The organism is Klebsiella sp. BIGb0138 (assembly GCF_004342285.1).
Lineage (GTDB): Bacteria > Pseudomonadota > Gammaproteobacteria > Enterobacterales > Enterobacteriaceae > Klebsiella.
This window is the reverse complement of the sequence record NZ_SMCV01000010.1, coordinates 37,158-54,801: the sequence shown is the minus strand read 5'-3', so window position 1 is coordinate 54,801 and position 17,644 is coordinate 37,158. Positions and strand designations below refer to the sequence as shown.

At 55.8% G+C, this 17,644-nt stretch carries 19 protein-coding genes; 8 read left to right on the top strand and 11 right to left on the bottom strand.

The genetic code is table 11. The features are described from left to right. The first annotated feature begins 28 nt into the window (after positions 1 to 28). Positions 29 to 2,140, top strand: coding sequence for a TonB-dependent receptor PqqU (gene pqqU, locus EDF73_RS20455; RefSeq protein ID WP_165905757.1), 2,112 nt, complete (start codon positions 29 to 31; stop codon positions 2,138 to 2,140). 254 nt (positions 2,141 to 2,394) lie between these two features. Further along, the gene (gene rihA, locus EDF73_RS20450; RefSeq protein WP_132730883.1) at positions 2,395 to 3,330 is read left to right on the top strand and encodes a pyrimidine-specific ribonucleoside hydrolase RihA; all 936 of its coding nucleotides are present in this window, start codon (positions 2,395 to 2,397) and stop codon (positions 3,328 to 3,330) included. A gap of 267 nt (positions 3,331 to 3,597) precedes the next feature. Here the strand turns inward: rihA and EDF73_RS20445 are convergent, their stop codons facing one another. From EDF73_RS20445 to EDF73_RS20430, 4 genes are all read right to left on the bottom strand, one after another. After that, the gene (locus tag EDF73_RS20445; RefSeq protein WP_032699969.1) at positions 3,598 to 3,963 is read right to left on the bottom strand and encodes a DUF596 domain-containing protein; all 366 of its coding nucleotides are present in this window, start codon (positions 3,961 to 3,963) and stop codon (positions 3,598 to 3,600) included. 9 nt (positions 3,964 to 3,972) lie between these two features. Continuing rightward, positions 3,973 to 4,869, bottom strand: a complete 897-nt coding sequence (locus EDF73_RS20440; RefSeq protein WP_243655242.1) for a hypothetical protein — start codon at positions 4,867 to 4,869, stop codon at positions 3,973 to 3,975. A 429-nt stretch (positions 4,870 to 5,298) separates the two neighbouring features. After that, the gene (locus tag EDF73_RS20435) at positions 5,299 to 6,336 is read right to left on the bottom strand and encodes an NADP-dependent oxidoreductase (RefSeq protein WP_132730882.1); all 1,038 of its coding nucleotides are present in this window, start codon (positions 6,334 to 6,336) and stop codon (positions 5,299 to 5,301) included. A gap of 65 nt (positions 6,337 to 6,401) precedes the next feature. After that, on the bottom strand, positions 6,402 to 6,977 hold the full coding sequence (locus EDF73_RS20430; protein WP_132730881.1) for an XRE family transcriptional regulator: 576 nt from the start codon (positions 6,975 to 6,977) through the stop codon (positions 6,402 to 6,404). 205 nt (positions 6,978 to 7,182) lie between these two features. Between EDF73_RS20430 and EDF73_RS20425 the strand changes: the two genes are divergently transcribed. Both EDF73_RS20425 and EDF73_RS20420 read left to right on the top strand, forming a co-directional pair. After that, the gene (locus EDF73_RS20425) at positions 7,183 to 7,701 is read left to right on the top strand and encodes a GNAT family N-acetyltransferase (RefSeq protein ID WP_132730880.1); all 519 of its coding nucleotides are present in this window, start codon (positions 7,183 to 7,185) and stop codon (positions 7,699 to 7,701) included. Further along, positions 7,698 to 8,147, top strand: a complete 450-nt coding sequence (locus tag EDF73_RS20420; protein WP_132730879.1) for a DMT family transporter — start codon at positions 7,698 to 7,700, stop codon at positions 8,145 to 8,147. Before EDF73_RS20425 ends, EDF73_RS20420 begins: the two co-directional genes overlap by 4 nt. A gap of 9 nt (positions 8,148 to 8,156) precedes the next feature. On the opposite strand, the gene EDF73_RS20415 is transcribed toward EDF73_RS20420, so the two are convergent. Both EDF73_RS20415 and EDF73_RS20410 read right to left on the bottom strand, forming a co-directional pair. Continuing rightward, a complete protein-coding gene (locus EDF73_RS20415) occupies positions 8,157 to 8,390 on the bottom strand; it encodes a YdcY family protein (RefSeq protein WP_132730878.1) in 234 nt (77 codons plus the stop codon). Positions 8,391 to 8,406: 16 nt separating this feature from the next. Then, on the bottom strand, positions 8,407 to 10,005 hold the full coding sequence (locus EDF73_RS20410; protein WP_132730877.1) for an ABC transporter substrate-binding protein: 1,599 nt from the start codon (positions 10,003 to 10,005) through the stop codon (positions 8,407 to 8,409). Between the two features lie 257 nt (positions 10,006 to 10,262). On the opposite strand from EDF73_RS20410, the gene EDF73_RS20405 reads away from it, so the two are divergent. Next, entirely contained in the window at positions 10,263 to 11,696 is a 1,434-nt protein-coding gene (locus EDF73_RS20405) for an aldehyde dehydrogenase (RefSeq protein WP_132730876.1), read from the top strand. A gap of 108 nt (positions 11,697 to 11,804) precedes the next feature. On the opposite strand, the gene EDF73_RS20400 is transcribed toward EDF73_RS20405, so the two are convergent. Together EDF73_RS20400 and EDF73_RS20395 are read right to left on the bottom strand one after the other, a co-directional pair. Next, entirely contained in the window at positions 11,805 to 12,575 is a 771-nt protein-coding gene (locus EDF73_RS20400) for an alpha/beta hydrolase (protein ID WP_132730875.1), read from the bottom strand. 71 nt (positions 12,576 to 12,646) lie between these two features. Beyond that, a complete protein-coding gene (locus EDF73_RS20395) occupies positions 12,647 to 12,820 on the bottom strand; it encodes a GhoT/OrtT family toxin (protein WP_132731002.1) in 174 nt (57 codons plus the stop codon). A 190-nt stretch (positions 12,821 to 13,010) separates the two neighbouring features. On the opposite strand from EDF73_RS20395, the gene yncL reads away from it, so the two are divergent. Then, entirely contained in the window at positions 13,011 to 13,106 is a 96-nt protein-coding gene (gene yncL, locus EDF73_RS20390) for a stress response membrane protein YncL (protein WP_071844919.1), read from the top strand. Between the two features lie 48 nt (positions 13,107 to 13,154). Here the strand turns inward: yncL and EDF73_RS20385 are convergent, their stop codons facing one another. Then, a complete protein-coding gene (locus EDF73_RS20385) occupies positions 13,155 to 13,454 on the bottom strand; it encodes a hypothetical protein (RefSeq protein WP_132730874.1) in 300 nt (99 codons plus the stop codon). Positions 13,455 to 14,058: 604 nt separating this feature from the next. On the opposite strand from EDF73_RS20385, the gene EDF73_RS27485 reads away from it, so the two are divergent. Beyond that, the gene (locus EDF73_RS27485) at positions 14,059 to 14,181 is read left to right on the top strand and encodes a small membrane protein (RefSeq protein ID WP_165905756.1); all 123 of its coding nucleotides are present in this window, start codon (positions 14,059 to 14,061) and stop codon (positions 14,179 to 14,181) included. A 615-nt stretch (positions 14,182 to 14,796) separates the two neighbouring features. Then, positions 14,797 to 15,468, top strand: a complete 672-nt coding sequence (locus EDF73_RS20380) for a hypothetical protein (protein WP_132730873.1) — start codon at positions 14,797 to 14,799, stop codon at positions 15,466 to 15,468. A 161-nt stretch (positions 15,469 to 15,629) separates the two neighbouring features. On the opposite strand, the gene EDF73_RS20375 is transcribed toward EDF73_RS20380, so the two are convergent. After that, positions 15,630 to 15,803: an addiction module toxin, GnsA/GnsB family gene (locus EDF73_RS20375; RefSeq protein WP_132730872.1), complete on the bottom strand. Its 174-nt coding sequence runs from the start codon at positions 15,801 to 15,803 to the stop codon at positions 15,630 to 15,632. Positions 15,804 to 16,215: 412 nt separating this feature from the next. Then, complete coding sequence (gene patD, locus EDF73_RS20370; protein ID WP_132730871.1) at positions 16,216 to 17,640, bottom strand: aminobutyraldehyde dehydrogenase; 1,425 nt, start codon at positions 17,638 to 17,640, stop codon at positions 16,216 to 16,218. Positions 17,641 to 17,644 lie beyond the last annotated feature (4 nt).

Sequence of the window (17,644 nt, the reverse complement as noted above, 5' to 3'; positions counted from 1 at the left end):
CGTTTGGTTCGTTTGACGAGTAGCTCCCATGAAAATCCTTTCCGTGCGTACGGTCGCGCTGCCTGCCCTGCTTTTTCCCCTGATTGGCGTGGCGCAGGCCAGCGCCGCTGACGAACAAACCATGGTCGTGACCGCCGCCCCGACGGCGGTTTCCGAACTCGACACTCCTGCCGCCGTTAGCGTCGTCAACGGCGACGAGATGCGCCAGGCCACGCCGCGGGTGAATCTCTCCGAGTCGTTGGGTGCGGTACCCGGCCTGCAGGTGCAGAACCGGCAGAATTACGCCCAGGACCTGCAGCTGTCGATCCGCGGTTTCGGCTCCCGTTCCACCTACGGCGTGCGCGGGCTACGCATCTACGTCGACGGGATTCCGGCAACCATGCCCGATGGGCAGGGACAAACCTCGAATATTGATATCGGCAGCGTCGAGAGTATCGACGTCCTGCGCGGGCCGTTCTCCGCGCTGTACGGCAACTCCTCAGGCGGCGTGATTAACGTAACCAGCCAGACCGGCAGCCAGCCGCCGACCATCGAGGCCAGTAGCTATTACGGTAGCTTCGGCACCTGGCACTACGGTCTGAAGGCCACTGGCGCCGTCGGCGACGGCACCCACGCCGGTGACGTCGATTACACCGTGTCGACCAACCGCTTTACCACCCACGGCTATCGCGATCACAGCGGCGCGCGTAAAAATCTTGCCAACGCCAAACTCGGCGTACGTATCAACGACGTCAGCAAGCTGACCTTGCTGTTTAACAGCGTGGACATTAAAGCCAATGACGCCGGCGGTTTGAGCGAGGATGAGTGGCGGGACAACCCGCGCCAGTCGCCGCGCGGCGATCAGTACAATACCCGCAAATCGACGAAGCAGACCCAGGCGGGATTACGCTATGAGCGTCAGCTGAGCGAGCAGGACGACCTGAGCGTGATGATGTACGCCGGCGAGCGTGAAACCACGCAATATCAGTCAATCCCCCGCGCGCCGCAGCTCAATCCTGGCCATGCCGGCGGCGTGATTGACCTGACCCGCCATTATCAGGGCATCGATACCCGCTGGACCCACCGCGGCGAGCTACTGGTCCCGGTCACCTTCACCACCGGCCTCGACTACGAAAACATGAGCGAGCGCCGCAAAGGCTTTGAAAACTTTGTGATGGTCAACGGCGCGCCGCAGTATGGCGAAGAGGGTAATCTGCGCCGTAACGAACGCAACCTGATGTGGAATATCGACCCCTATCTGCAAACTCAGTGGCAGCTGACGGAGAAACTCTCCCTTGATGCCGGGGTGCGCTACAGCTCGGTGTGGTTCGACTCCAACGACTATTACATTACGCCAGGCAACGGCGATGACAGCGGTGACGCCAGCTACCATAAATGGCTGCCGGCCGGGTCGTTGAAGTACGCGGTCACCGGGGCATGGAACGTCTATCTCTCCGCCGGTCGCGGTTTTGAAACGCCGACCATTAACGAGCTCTCCTATCGTTCAGGCGACCAGAGCGGCCTCAATTTCGGCCTGCAGCCGTCGACCAATGAAACGGTTGAGATCGGCAGTAAAACGCGGGTCGGCAATGGCCTGTTTACCGCCGCCCTGTTCCAGACCAATACCGATAACGAAATCGTGGTGGATGCCAGCAGCGGCGGGCGCACCAGCTACAAGAATGCCGGTAAAACCCGCCGTCAGGGGATGGAGCTGGGGCTGGATCAGCAGTTCGGCGAAAGCTGGCGTCTGAAAGCCGCGTGGACCTGGCTGGATGCGACCTACCGGACCAACGTTTGCGACGACGCCAGCTGCAACGGCAATCGTATTCCGGGTATCGCCCGTAATATGGGCTACGCCTCATTTGGCTATCAGCCGGATCGCGGCTGGTACGCCGGCAGCGATATCCGCTATATGAGCGATATTATGGCTAACGATGAGAACACCGCCAAAGCGCCGTCCTGGACGGTGGTCGGCCTCACCACCGGCTATAAGTGGAGCTACGGCAAGCTGGATATGGATCTGTTTGGCCGCGTGGATAACCTCTTCGATCGCAGCTACGTCGGCTCGGTGATTGTCAACGAGTCCAATGGTCGCTACTACGAGCCGGCGCCAGGACGTAACTATGGCGTGGGCCTGAATCTCGCCTGGCGCTTTGAGTAATCCTCCGTCGCCCGGGGTCAACCCCGGGCGACGCGTCAACGCCTGACCCGGCGGCTGACGGTTCGAACTTCTTCTTAGCCCGGCAAGCGTAGCGCGAACGGGGGAATATCCCTCACAAACCCGCAGCGCCAGCGGGGAATCGTCCCCTCACCATCATAATGCGGCATACTTCACGCTTTGATTTATCCTTTCTCGTCTGTTGTGCCCCAGAGCGTTACCCTTATCACAAATAACGCCCATAAAAAGGAGCCGCTATGGCACTGCCAATCATCCTTGATTGCGACCCGGGTCATGATGACGCCATCGCTATCGTTCTCGCCCTCGCCTCACCCGAACTTGACGTCAAAGCCATCACCTCCTCCGCCGGTAACCAGACGCCGGAGAAAACCCTGCGTAACGTGCTGCGCATGCTGACGCTGCTGCAACGCCAGGATATTCCGGTGGCCGGCGGCGCGCGTAAGCCGCTGATGCGGGAGCTGATCATCGCTGACAACGTTCACGGCGAAAGCGGGCTCGACGGCCCGGCGCTGCCGGAGCCTGATTTTGCCCCGCAGAGCGTTACCGCCGTGGAGCTGATGGCGAAAACGCTGCGCGAAAGCCCGCAGCCGGTGACGATTGTCGCCACCGGCCCGCAAACCAACGTCGCCCTGCTGCTGAATAGCCACCCGGAACTGCATGACAAGATCGCGCGTATCGTGATGATGGGCGGCGCGATGGTGCTCGGCAACTGGCAGCCCGCCGCCGAGTTTAATATCTACGTCGACCCGGAGGCGGCGGAGATCGTCTTCCAGTCGGGTATTCCGGTGGTGATGGCCGGGCTGGATGTCACGCATCGGGCGCAGATTCATGGCCTGGATATCGAACGTTTCCGCCAGCTCGGCAACCCGGTAGCCACCATTGTTGCCGAACTGCTCGACTTCTTTATGGAGTATCACAAGGATGCTAAATGGGGCTTCACCGGCGCCCCGCTGCACGACCCCTGCACCATCGCCTGGCTGCTGAAGCCGCAGCTGTTTACCAGCGTTGAGCGCTGGGTCGGCGTGGAAACCCAGGGGAAATATACCCAGGGCATGACGGTGGTCGATTATTACTTCCTCACCGGCAATCAGCCGAATACCACGGTGTTGCTGGATGTCGACCGGGAGGGGTTTGTCGACCTGTTGGCCGAGCGGCTGGCGTTTTATGGCTGACTTTAGATTCTGCGAGACGTTAAAGGCTGCGATACTGCCTTCTGGATAAAGACGATCGTCGGCAGTTTGCAGAGTATCAGGCGACGAGTTTGTCAGGCGCAGGCCCTGTCCGCTCGTTCGTCAATAACCCTGCCTTTGGTCTGTCCAGGTTGGCTCTATCAGAGGCAGGCAGCGCCGTTAATTTCAGTATCGTGACCGACAAACAGCGTTTATGCGGGATATATTCAAGGATAACGGCTCCGAAGAGCCGTTATGACTAGCGGTGTATCAGGTCCAGTCTTCATAGCCATTGTCATGGATCCAGACTATGCCGCCAGGGCATTTTTCCGTCAGAAACCAGAAGCCATCAAAAGCATCCTCTTCCATTTCCTCCTGGTTTTTGGGAAAGTTTTCACGATACAAGGAAATTTGTTCGTCGATGCTTCCTTCCAGATATTTTCCTCGACTTGCTAATTTTATTTTTCCTTCCAGAAGAAGGCGTTCCATAAGTTCAAAAAAATAGTCGCATTTTTCTTTATATGATAACTCTTCTTTCCCAAAATTATCCGCCCTCATGGCAGACCATACGGTACCCATGGATGATCCTTCCAGTTCCTCAGCAAACAGCTTATATTCATCATCGCTATATAACATATAAACACCTCACCGAAACTTGATCTCAACTTTTTTCTTAACTTTGCCCTGTAAGGCTTGCAAGTCTTCATTACCTAAAATTTCTATTGTCCAGCGAGCATTTGTTTTTTCTTCGCTTGCGGAATAGTCACGCAGGCTTATTGTTACACTATCTTTTTTTGAAAAATAAACTGTACCTAAAGGAGTCGTGACTTCTTTAAATGGCTCTCCCCCCGTCAAAGATTGCGCATAATCAATGATATCTCGGTCGGAAAGTTTCTCTGTCGCAAAGACCTTGGTCGTTCCGTACTTATTACTTCCCCCGTCACCCAACACCTGCGCAAACTCCTTCCCGAACACATTGAGCTTATCGCTACTCTGTTTTGGATCAAACACTTTAACTAACTGGTCAGTATTGGTTTTCTGAATATCGCGGACATAATCTGCCGTTTTCGTAGAAAGATTCGTCCCGGCGGCTGTTTCTCCTTTGATAAAACTGGCAACAGACTGAGTATTGAACCTTTTTGTTTGGTTAAACTCATCAAAAACGTTCACCAACTGTCGACCCAGCTTCTTCATGCTGTCTGCGGTTTTACCCAGAATCAATGTGCTGCCGGTCGTTACAGCGCCTGTACCAATGATAGCCTCTGGTGCCACAATATCTGCCGCATAAATACCCGCCTGATTCAGGCAAAGCGCAGGATTTGTTTTACAACTAGCGATGACCAATCTTGCCGCCAGAACCAGCTCGGGGGCCGCACCTACCAGGGTCATCCCACCTGCGGTCAGGGCCATACCTCCACCGCTGGCAGCAGCCACGATAATCGCCGCTTCCCTCCGGGCCTGAACGCGTTTAGCTGCCTCCTTATCCCCTTTATCTGCCGCCAGAATATCCCGCTGATTATCCAGAGCATATTGTTGCAGCATATGCTCCGTCATATTGTAACGGTAAACATTTTGCGCACTGTCTGCACCGCTAAAGGGGCCGCTGAGAGCGCCAGCGGTATAAGTAGCAGCGCAACCGCAACACAACCGCTGCGCCAGACAGATATTGGCATCGACATCAAAAACTCCTTTTTTTGAAATGTTGCGACATTAAATGTAATATTCTGTAATTAAATGTCCATTAAAAATTCAATATTGCATCTCAGATCGCGCCAGAAAAATCCGAATAGCGCTGGAATATGAGCCATTTGAGCGACATATTAACGTGCGGGATAAGCCCAAAGAGTTGATTCGGGGACAGTTGATAGCGGGATGCGATAAGGGGAAGCGCGGATAGCGCTTGCGCGTGATGCGGGCTACCGTCCGGGGCGTCGCCCCCGGTCAGCGCAGCGCGACCGGGGGCAGCGTTTGTTATTCGTCAGGAGAAACGCGGATGACCACTTTGCCGAAATTCTCTCCCTTCAGCAGGCCAATCAGCGTCTGTGGCGCATTTTCGAGGCCCTCAACGAGCTGCTCGCGGTATTTGATTTTGCCTTCCTGCACCCAGCGCCCCATCTCTTGCTGGAATTCGGCAATGCGATGCCCGTAATCCAGGCCGATGATAAACCCCTGCATACGGATACGTTTCTTCAGCAGCGTCGCCATCAGCAGCGGCAGGCGGTCCGGGCCATCCGGCAGCGAGGTCGCGTTATAGCCGCTGACCAGGCCGCACACCGGTACCCGCGCCGAGGTGTTCAACAGCGGCAGCACTTCATCGAAGACTTTGCCGCCGACGTTTTCGTAATAGATATCAATTCCCTGCGGGCAGGCTTCCAGCAGCTGTACGGCAAAGTCCGGTGCCCGGTGATCGATACAGACATCAAAGCCCAGCGTTTCCACCGCGTAACGGCACTTCTCGCTGCCGCCCGCGATCCCCACCGTCCGGCATCCCTTCAGCTTAGCGATCTGCCCTACCGTGGCGCCCACCGGCCCGGTTGCCGCGGCAACCACCAGCGTTTCCCCGGCTTTCGGCTGGCCAATATCCAGCAGCCCCATATAGGCGGTAAAACCGGGCATCCCAAGCACGCCCAGCGCCCAGGAAGGATGCTGAGGATCCTTGCCCAGCTTCACCAGACCGCTACCGTCGGACAGCTCATAGTCCTGCCAGCCGCCGTGGCCCAGCACCCATTCACCGGGGGTAAAATCAGCATGATTCGACGCCTCAACGCGGCTGACCGTACCCCCCACCATCACCGCGCCAACCGCAACGGGAGGCGAATAGGAGGGGGCATCGCTCATGCGACCGCGCATGTAGGGGTCTAAAGAGAGGAAAACGGTACGTAGCAGCACCTGTCCGGGACCGGGCGTCGGAACCTCTGCCTCTTCCAGACGGAAGTTCTCCCCGGTCGGCTCGCCGTGCGGGCGGGAAGCCAGCAGCCAGCGGCGGTGACGTTGCGGATGAAAAGCCATAGCAAACTCCTCTTTTTAAAGGCCTGTACTGAGGCTAGTCGCAATTCGCGCCCTGTACATTGGCATTATGAGGCAGATTGATTTAATCGCACCACCAGGTAGGTGCATGCAGCGCTGGATTCATTGATAAACCGGCAGTCGTTTGGCGGCCCCAGTTCGAGACAATCTCCGGCCTGCATCACATGACGCGTCGACCCCTCAACAAAGATCAGCTCGCCCTGCTGCAGCCAGATCAGCTGACGCGCCAGCGCATAAGAGGCGGCGGGCATCGGCACATCGCTCCCCGCCGGCAGTTCCACCTGCACCAGATCGATAGGCAGATCGCTACGCGGGGAGACGTGACGCCGCAGATAGTGGCTCTGCGGGTCGCGCCACACCGGCTGCTGCGCAAAGCGCAGCAGATTGCCCTCCTGCACTTCCGCCCGGGCGATCAGCGTCGACATGCTGATACCAAAGGCGCCGGAAAGCCGCCCCAGCATTGATGCCGTCGGGCTGCTCTCACCGCGCTCGATCTTGTGGATCATGGCGCGTGAGGCCCCCGCCCGTTCCGCCAGTTCGCTGAGCGACCAGCCGCGAGACTCGCGCTCGATGCGAATGCGGGCGCTAATGCGCTGATTGATATTGTCTTCAATAGTATTCATAGCGTAGTACTATAGTGTATGAATCGATCGCCAACAAGGCCGCGTTCGGCGAAGCCCGCTTAGCCGTTCTCACCGCTCCTCCGCCATCCATACTCGCCTCTCGCCGCATCGCCCGCTAAAATTTATCGCTAAAACAGATGACAGCATTGCGTACATTATTGTAATAATACCGTACTACTATAGTGTACAAACATTGAGGCTTACTATGTCCATTCGTTATGCCTGCAAACAAGACTGCGCGGCGATCGCCGAAATCTACAACCACGCGGTGCTGCACACCGCCGCTATCTGGAATGACAAAACCGTCGATACCGATAATCGCATCGCCTGGTTTGAAGCCCGTCGGCTGGCAGGCTTCCCGGTGCTGGTAAGTGAAGAAGACAATGTGGTGACCGGTTACTCTTCGTTCGGGGACTGGCGCTCCTTTGACGGCTTCCGCCACACCGTAGAGCACTCGGTGTATGTGCATCCCGATCATCAGGGCAAAGGTTTGGGCCGCGCCCTGCTGGTTGCGCTGATTAACGAAGCGCGTCGGCTGAACAAGCACGTGATGGTCGCCGGCATCGAAGCGCAGAACCATGCCTCTTTGCATCTGCATGAGACGCTAGGCTTTGTCACTACCGGGCAGATGCCGCAGGTCGGTACCAAATTCGGCCGCTGGCTGGATCTGACCTTTATGCAGCTCCAGCTCGACGATCGTCTCGATCCGGATGCCGGCGCATGAATCAGTCGCTGACGCTCGCCTGTCTGATCGCCGCCGGGGTCGGTCTGGTGGTGCAGAACACGCTGATGGTGCGGATCACCCAGTCCGCCTCCACCATCCTGATTGCGATGCTGCTTAACTCGCTGGTCGGAATCGTGATTTTTGTCACTATCCTGCTGCTGCGCCACGGCGCGGCAGGCTTTCAGGAGCTGGCGGTCAGTATTAAATGGTGGACGTTGATTCCGGGCCTGCTGGGCTCTTTCTTTGTCTTCGCCAGCATCAGCGGCTATCAGAATGTCGGCGCGGCGACGACCATCGCGGTGCTGATTGCCAGCCAGCTGGTCGGCGGGCTGGTGATGGATATTATTCGCGCCCACGGCGTGCCGTGGCGAGCGCTGCTGGGGCCGCTGTGCGGCGCGGTCATGCTGGTGGCAGGCGCCTGGCTGGTAGCCAGGCGCCAGTTTTAGCGCGCAAGATCAAAGAATGGCGCCACCTTTGTTCAACTGCTCGCGACGCGCCTCCTGCTCTTCCTGATGCTGGCGCCCGTGATGCGCAATGGTGGTACGTAAACGCTGCTGCTGGGTAAAGCGCTCGTCGCGACTCAGCTCAGCATCGTCGCTCAGCTCGACCAGCAGCTCGTTCATGTGAGTAATCACCCCCTCGGCAATCGCCGCATCAACGCGGGCAATAACGTCATCCAGATGTGCCATCTGTTCTCCTTTCGGCTTAGTTCAACTTAACCTTCGAAAAATCGCTACCCATCAGGCTCACGCTATAGCCGCTGACATTGCTGCGGGTGGCGTAGAAGGTTTTTCCGCTCGCGAGGGTAATCCACGGCGCCTGCTGATAAAAGATCTCCTGCGCCTGAGCGTACAGTTTGGCGCGCGCCTGTGGGTCGCTTACCTGGATCGCTTTTTTCACCAGCGCATCGTAAGACTTATCGCACCAGCGGGCAACGTTGGAGCCGGTCTTGATGTTATCGCAGCTCAGCAGCGTACCGGCAAAGTTGTCCGGATCGCCGTTGTCTGACATCCAGCCAAACAGAGCGCTGTCATGCTCCCCTTTACGCATCCCGGAGAGATATTCCCCCCACTCATAGGTTACGATTTTGGCCTTGATACCCACCTTACTCCAGTCACTCTGAATCATCTCGGCAATACGGCGTGAATTGGGGTTATACGGCCGTTGCACCGGCATCGACCACAGGGTGACCTCAGCACCTTTTTCCAGGCCCGCCTGTTTCAGGAGATCTTTGGCCTTTTGCGGATCGTAGCCGTAATCCGGCAGATCTGACTTATAGCCAGACATATTCGCCGGCAGCGGTGATTTGGCGACAACGCCAGAATCCATAAACACCGCTTTGACAATTGCCTGCTTGTCGGTGGCGTAATTCAGCGCCTGGCGCACCAGCACGTTATCAAACGGCTTTTTCTCAGTATTAAACGCCAGATAGCCGACGTTCAGCGCTTCCACGGAGTGGAGCGCCAGAACTTTGTTGCCATTAATGACGGCGAACTGCACCGGGGATGGCGCCGGGATGATCTGGCACTCGTTGGTCTGCAGCTTCGCCAGACGCGTTTCGACATTCGGGGTGATCGAGAAGATCAGATGTTTTGTTGGCACTTCACCTTCCCAGTAGTGCGGGTTGGCGATATAGCGGATCAGCGAATCGACTTTATATTGCTGAAGCGCGTACGGGCCGGTGCCGATAGGCCAGGTATCAACGTACTCCGGCGTACCTTTCTTCAGCATGGCCTCGCCATACTCTGCCGACAGTATCGAGGCAAAATCCATCCCCCAGTCGGCAAGGAAGGCCGCATTCGGCTCCGTCAGCACGAACTGGACGTGATAATCATCGACCTTTTTCACCTCTTTAATCAGTTTATCCAGCCCGACATCATGAAAATACTCATAGTTACCCTGCGATACGTTGTGATACGGATGGTGCGCATCCTGCTGACGCAGCACCGAGAAAATAACGTCATCGGCGTTAAAATCGCGGGTCGGTTTAAAATATTTATTGCTGTTGAACTGCACCCCTTTACGCAGGGTAAAGGTCCAGGTTTTTCCATCCGGGGAGACGGTCCACCCGGTGGCCAGCGACGGAACCGGCGTGTTTTTTACCGGGTCAAAGGTAATCAGACGATTATAGAGGACCTGCGAGCTGGCGACAAACGAGGGGCCTGAGCTGGCAATCTGCGGGTTAAAGGATTCCGGCGAGGCTTCAGAACAATAAACCAGCGTATCGCTGTTTGCCGCCCACGCGGCGCCGGCCGGCAGTAATGTACTGAGTGCCAGCGCAATCAGCGTTTTCCCTGTAGACATGGTTATAAACCTTATGAATTTGTTATATGTACGCTAATAACAGCACAGCATGATGCAGCGGGCAAATAATCAATTGGTATCAGGTTATGCTGAAAGCCCCGTTTTCGGCGATTTATTCCACAACCGCAGGCCAGAAACGCTGAAGTTGTGAACCAGATACAAAACCGGGAAAAAATCGTGCGATAACCGCCCTGCGCTCACCGCGCCGGCCCCCTGCCCGGTACACTCGGAAAACCGCTGCATAATGAGGCTTCCCGATGACGATAAACTGCAACTTATATACCCATGGCCAATGGCACGATGCTGAAGATCGCGCCACCTTCAGCCGCAGCAACCCGCTGAGCGCCCAGACCGCCTCTGTGGCCGCGGCGGCTAATCTCAACGATGCGCGGCGTAGCGTCGAAGCCGCGGCCGCCGCATTCCCCCTCTGGCGCGATACCGCCCCCTGCGAACGACGTCGGTTACTGCTGGAAGCCGCAGAGCAGATGCGGCTTCGCGAAGCTAAATTTATCGCCGCGATGGCCGCGGAAACCGGCGCAACGGCGCACTGGGCAGGTTTTAACGTCCATCTGGCCGCCGATATTCTGCGTGAGGCCGCCGCACTCACCACTCAGATAGAGGGCCAGGTCATTCCGTCGAATGTGCCGGGGAGTCTGGCAATGGCCGTCCGCCAGGGGGCGGGCGTAGTGCTGGGGATGGCGCCGTGGAATGCGCCGTTGATCCTGGCGACCCGCGCCATTGCCACCCCGCTGGCCTGCGGCAACACGGTGATCCTCAAGGGGGCCGAGCTATCGCCCGCCAGCCAGGCGCTGATTATCGACGCACTGGCGGCGGCGGGGTTCCCCGCTGGCGTGGTGAACTATCTGACCTGCGATCCTGCGGATGCTCCGGCGCTGGTGGAATCGCTGATTGCCCACCCGGCGGTACGCCGCGTTAATTTTACCGGATCCACGCCGGTGGGTCGCATTATTGCCCGCGCCTGCGGTCAGTATCTTAAACCGGCGGTTCTCGAACTCGGTGGCAAAGCCCCGCTGCTGGTCCTTGATGATGCCGACCTCGAACAGGCCGCGGCGGGTGCGGTGTTCGGCGCTTTTGCCAACGCCGGGCAAATCTGTATGTCGACCGAGCGGATTATCGTCGACGAGGCGATAGCCGACGCCTTTATCGCCCTGCTTAGCCGCCGCGCGGCAACCTTGCCCGTCGGACTGATGGGGCCGGTTGTCGATATGAAAACCGTTGCGCGCTGCAATGCGCTGATTGACGATGCGCTGGCGAAAGGGGCGCGGTTATTAACCGGCGGCAAAGCCAGTTCCACACAGATGGCGGCGACGCTGCTTGACGGCGTCACCCGCCAGATGCGGATATGGCATGAAGAGTCCTTCGGGCCGGTGAAAGCCATTATTCGGGTACATGACGAACAGGAAGCGCTGGCCGTCGCTAACGACAGCGAATATGGACTCTCGTCGGCGGTATACAGTCGCGACAGCGCCCGGGCATGGAACGTGGCGCAGGCTCTGCAAACCGGCATTTGCCACATTAATGGCCCCACCGTCCACGACGAGGCGCAAATGCCCTTTGGCGGCTGCAAAGCGTCTGGCTACGGGCGCTTCGGCGGGCGCGCAGGCATTGCTGAGTTTACCGAACTGCGCTGGATAACGCTGCAAACCCGTCCGCGCGAACTGCCGTTTTAGCGTGCACGACAGCGGCAGATATGCCATCCGCGGCCGGACCTTAAACGTGCGGAGCGCTACACGCTCGCGGAGATCTCTTCTGATCCAACGCGCGCTGACGATCGCCGGTCAGGCTTCTGCCCCGGGCGGGTCGAGGAATACCGCCACCCTGTCGGCCAGCGCGCCGGGATTTTCCCAGGCCATCGAGTGCCCCGCATCTGGCACCACCAGCAGCGGAATACCTGCGGCTTGCGCCGCGGTTGCCTCCCCGGCCGGAAGGGAGCGGGCGCCGTAAATCAGGACCTTGCGACAGGATAATGCAGCAAAACGCGCAAACCATGAAGGCATGACCCCGGCGACCAGGCTGCTGGCGCCGCGCCATACCGCCCAGGGAGCGCTGTTTTGCAGACACCCGGCCCACGCGGACGTTTCGCCCGCCAGCGTTTGCGCATAGCCGTGAGCGACAAAATCCGCCTCCGCCTGCCCGGCGATGGCCCGACTGTACATTCCGCCCCCGGCATACAGATTGGGTTCCGCCACCAGCAGAGCCAGCACGCGTTCCCCGAGTCGCTCAGCGGCTTCGATGGCGATACTGCCGCCCATGCTGTGCCCATACAGATAGCAGCGCGCAAGCTGCAGATGATCGAGCAGTTCCACAACGACCTGCGCCTGTTCCCGGGTACTGTAGCCAAATGCGCGGGGTTTATCGCTATAGCCGTAACCCGGCAGGTCGATAAGCACGGCCCGCCGTCCGCAAAAGGCGGGATCGGCCACCACTCGCGGATAATCATAGGAGGAAGCGCAGCCCAGTCCGTGAATAAAGACCACCGGTTCGCCGTGCCCGGGGAGATCGAACCAGCGCACGGTGGCGCCGGCCAAAGAAGAATAAAAGCCGTTCATAAGATTACCCGTCAATGGTTACTGTGTTTTTATACAGCCACCTTGCCGCAGTTGCCAACGATTTTATGCCTTCAGAATAAGGAGACTAATAAGGCCGTGGGGAAACTAAACGGCCAGGTTGCCCCGATCAGCAGTGCGGCCAGCAGGCGAATCAAACGGCTTTCTTTGGTTAAAAACCAGCTGATAATTGCGCAGATAAAGCCCATGACTGCGTAAAAAATCAGCATTTTTTGGTATAGGGTCATTCTTATTCCTTCCCTGATAAGCATCATCATGACCTGGACTCTTTACGCATCGGGTGAACGTCAGAGTTCGCTAAATCATATTATGAATAGCGCACTTAATCAGTGGAAAACCTCCAATTCAGCCTTGTCCGATAGCACATCCTTTAACCTCGTACTATACCTGTAGAGGCTTACTCATAAAGGTGGCGTTATGGATGTTTCCAGCAAAACCGTAATTCTGATTAATGTCGGCGCAGCTTTCGCGCTTATCAGCCTGTTATCTGTTCGTTTCGGTTGGTTTTACTGATTTTTTCAGCAATGAAACCTAAAAAAGCAGCCTCTGCGGGCTGCTTTTTTACGCTTTAATCGCGACGGTATTATCTGCGCCTGTCTGAGACAGAGCCTGTTCACGCTGCACGGCAACAGACTTAATATTGTCAGGGTTATATTGCGGCAGAAGATTGATTTTTTCATTGTCCCACTCTGCGGCCACGCAAACGGCCTCACTGGCCCGCTGCTTTACACAACCGCTAATGCGCTGAGCAGGCAAATTGCCGTAGAGGATTGCCGCGGCGCAGGCCACTGACAGGAAAAATGCGATATTTTTCAAAACAAGATCAACGTCAAAGTAACAAATTATGACAAATGTTCGCATGGGCGGCCATATAAAGTCAAATGTCAAACGGCTTGCCCACGGTTATCCGCAGCGGGTGGGCGCTTATTTTAACATTTTATCTACATTTCCCGCGACTGAATAAAAGAGGCGGCCAGACAAAGTTGCCATAATCGTTATCTGCGACAATACTTATTGCGCTAAGTGAATAAGCGAGCGAGCTTCTTTTCATTACAATTTAAGGGGGTATTTAATTTAATAAAACAAATGAATCTGCGCGGTTTTATGCAGAGAATGCTTTAGCACCATGAGCCTCAACACTCAATAAACAGAACCTATAAGAAAAACCTTAAAAACCAGTGTAAAACAGGTGCCTGTAGATAATTAATAATAATGTATGGATAGCTTAGTTATTAGCGGAAAATGCGATACTTCTTAAATCTTTGTTCTTCAACAGACAGAGAGGATACCACATAATCCAATGTTTAATATGGAATTTATTATCCCCCGTGCACATTTTCTCGCGGTAACAGGATGCTACCGTCTGCAAATACTATTTGCGTTATCCATCATTAGAATTTACATTCATAATCACAAGTTATGAGTGTTTGATTTTGCTTTTTCTCATTTTATTTTGAGGTGGTATATGTCCGGAATTATCGTGCTTATTGTGGCGCTAATACTGCTGGTGATTGCAGCGTACAATCTTGTTTCTTACATTCGCGAACGCCGCCAGTCCAGCTTGCCGACAAAAAAAACAAAGCGATAGGGTGAAGTGCCGCTGGTCTAAAATTACATTTATTATAGAAAAAATTTATTTGTCATTCTCACTTTGTGCGCCATCCAGCCCCTGTTCCGGGCGAGCATTTCCTCCCGCACTGATTCTCTTCTCTCCCGCTGACCACATCAGTCGAATTTCGGCGACACAAACGGGTGAAAGACAAAAAACCCCTGCAACTACATGCAGGGGCTCAATAAAGATTGTCAGTTCCCGCCGATCTTGATCATCGTCTCTTCGCCGACAGGTCACTCACTACAGGTGTTTTGCGCGCCCCACCCGGCGCTTATCTCCGGCACTCACTATGGCTTAGCTCTTGAAGGGGCATAAGAATATTCTCATATCATTGCGCTTTTGTTTTAACAATAACTGCTATTGTTACTATTAGCTTGCTAATGTAAGCAGGAGGTAACTATCCCGGACGTTAGCAGCATGCCAAAAAACCCAATGTCTAAAACGGATTATTCGACGCCGACCCGCCTGTTCTGTTACAGAATCCTGTGCCATGATTTAACAGGATAATCATTAAAACTCCCTAAGAGTTAATCGCCCAAGGATCCCGGCCTCGCCGCGCCTGTTTGTATCCATCACAAGGAGCCCTGCATAATGCATAGTCACCCCCTGTATGAGCATGTGCCGCTGAATGATTCGCGGCTGTTGCAATTTGCTGAGCAAATCAACCCCTTCTCTAAACCGATCCTTGTCCCGGTTATTGACTCCCCCGGCCCCGCGGGGAATTCATACTGGAATGTGGATGCCGCTATCCAAAAAGTGGGGGGAAAAATGCAGCCTGGTTGGGATGTTAATCTATGGCGCGGCTGCTTTATGGTCGCCACCCATCATGCGGTCCTGCTTGCGAATGATGGGGGGTATTACGATGTCACCAGGCGGCCACCTGTCGCCGGAGCTGCGGGCGTCACGACGTTCATACCTGATGATTCGATCCCGATAGATCTGGATAGAACCCCGGCGATCGCCTCACAGTTCCTGGTCCTGGGCGAAAGCCCGGAAATCACCGGCTATATCCGAACTTACGAAAACCTTAACTTATTTGAAAAGAAAATGAGTGAGGTAATGTATGCGCACGGTTATCGCTGTGAGACCAACAAATCCCTGGCAAAAGGTGTACCGGGGCCCGCGGCGAATCTTGTAAACCTCAATGAAAAAGAGGTGATGGAGATCAGGGATAAGATTGCCGAACTTAGCTGGGTAATGAAAGATAAGATCATAAAATTAAAGAAATACTCTGACACGCTTAATGGCTTAACTCGTCACTAATATCGCCTGGACACTAACCTCTGCGGGCTCATCTCACGCTAAAATCACCAGCCACAGGTGAGCCACGCAGACCATCACGGCGGAGGGCTTCGGTTGAACCGTCACAATCTCCCCCCTCATAAAGAAGGGTAAAAAGGTCGCCTCAGCGACCTTTTTGCTTTTCACATCAGCTTTATTTTCACTTCATAGCCGTCAAGCCCCGTCATCGTCTCATGAGGAATGAACTCGATTTCAGAGACTTCCTGCCCGGTTTTCTTCCTCAATTCTGCCACTTTTTTTGCAATCAGCGCAGAGATATCCTCTTCAGCTTTACGTGTCAGTTCTTCGCTTTTCATTGGTCAACTCTCCTTGAATTCAAGATCTCGTATAGCAATGAAGTGGTTATACTTCATCCAAAAAATAACCATAACCTATTATAAATAATAGACTATCTTGATTGAAGTCGTTTTGAACGTTGATCCCAGCTGACAAAACAGTCGCCAGGCTGGCGATTTACGCCGCCAGAAAGGGCAAAAAACAAACCAGAAAGTCACCCTCCGGGAGAATGCCATGAGGGTCAGGATTGCGGCCAGAGAAGAGCATGTCGGCGGCGTATTGATGCCTCTGGCGTCGTTAACGCGGTGATTGGCATGTCGCTTTGCGGATAATCTCCGGCAGCCATACCGGGCAGCAAACAATGATGTGTAAGAATGGCCCGCAGTGCCCCAGCGGAAAGTAGCCAACGGGCCCGTTGGCTACTGACCGTTGTTAGTGTTTTACCATCACATGGCGCACCACCGTATAATCTTCCAGACCGTACATCGACATGTCCTTACCGTATCCGGAGAGCTTCTGCCCACCGTGCGGCATCTCGCTGACCAGCATAAAGTGGGTATTGACCCAGGTGCAGCCGTACTGCAAACGGGCGCTCAGACGGTGCGCTCTGCCAACGTCACGGGTCCAGAGCGATGAGGCCAGGCCATACTGCGAGTCATTAGCCCATGCCAGCACCTGATCCTCATCGCTGAACGCCGTCACGCTGACCACCGGACCAAACACTTCGCGCTGGACGATGTCATCCTCCTGTCTGGCCCCTGCCAGCAGCGTCGGCTGATAGAAGTATCCTTTGCCCGGGACCGGACTGCCGCCGGTCACAACCTTGATATGCGCCAGCTCGCGAGCGGCGTCAACGGCGGCGCTGACCCGCGCCAGGTGCGCCTGCGAACTCAGCGGCCCCAGTTCGGTCGCCGGGTCGTCGGGCTGGCCGACCTTGAGACTGGCCACCGCGGCCCCCAGTTTCTCCACCAGCCGATCGTAGATCCCTTGCTGGGCATAGAGTCGACAGGCGGCGGTACAGTCCTGGCCGGCGTTATAAAAACCGAAGGTCCTGACGCCCTCCACAACCGCGTCAATATCGGCATCATCAAAGACAATCACCGGCGCTTTGCCACCCAGTTCCATATGGGTACGTTTAATCGAAGAGGCGGTATGACCGAGAATATGCGCCCCGGTAGCAATCGACCCGGTCAGCGAGACCATGCGCACTTTCGGGTGGCCGGTCAGCGGGTCGCCGACGCTTTTCCCGCGGCCAAACAGGACATTCAGCACCCCGGCCGGGAAGATATCTTTTGCCAGTTCTGCCAGCGTCAGCGCGGTCAGCGGGGTGATTTCTGACGGCTTAATCACCACACAGTTGCCTGCGGCCAGCGCCGGCGCCAGTTTCCACGCCGCCATCATCAGCGGGTAGTTCCACGGCGCGATAGAGGCCACCACCCCGACCGGATCGCGGCGGATCATTGAGGTGTGACCTTCCAGATATTCACCCGCCGCCATGCCCGGCAGACAGCGCGCCGCCCCGGCAAAAAAGCGAAACACATCGGCAACCGCCGGCAATTCATCGTTAATAACGCAGTGCAGCGGCTTACCGCAGTTTAGCGACTCCAGTTTCGCCAGCGACTCCGCGTGCCCGGCAATGGTATCGGCCAGCGTGAGCAGACATTCCGCTCGGGTTTTCGGCGTCGTCTGGCTCCAGCTGACAAATGCCCGATCCGCCGCTTCGACGGCGGCGTTGACCTGCGCTTCGCTAGCTTCCGCTATCTCGAGAATGACTTCACCATTGGCAGGATTAAATACCGGCACCCTCTCACCTTCACCCGCCACCAGCTCGCCGTTAATCAAAAGGTTATGTTGCATAGCA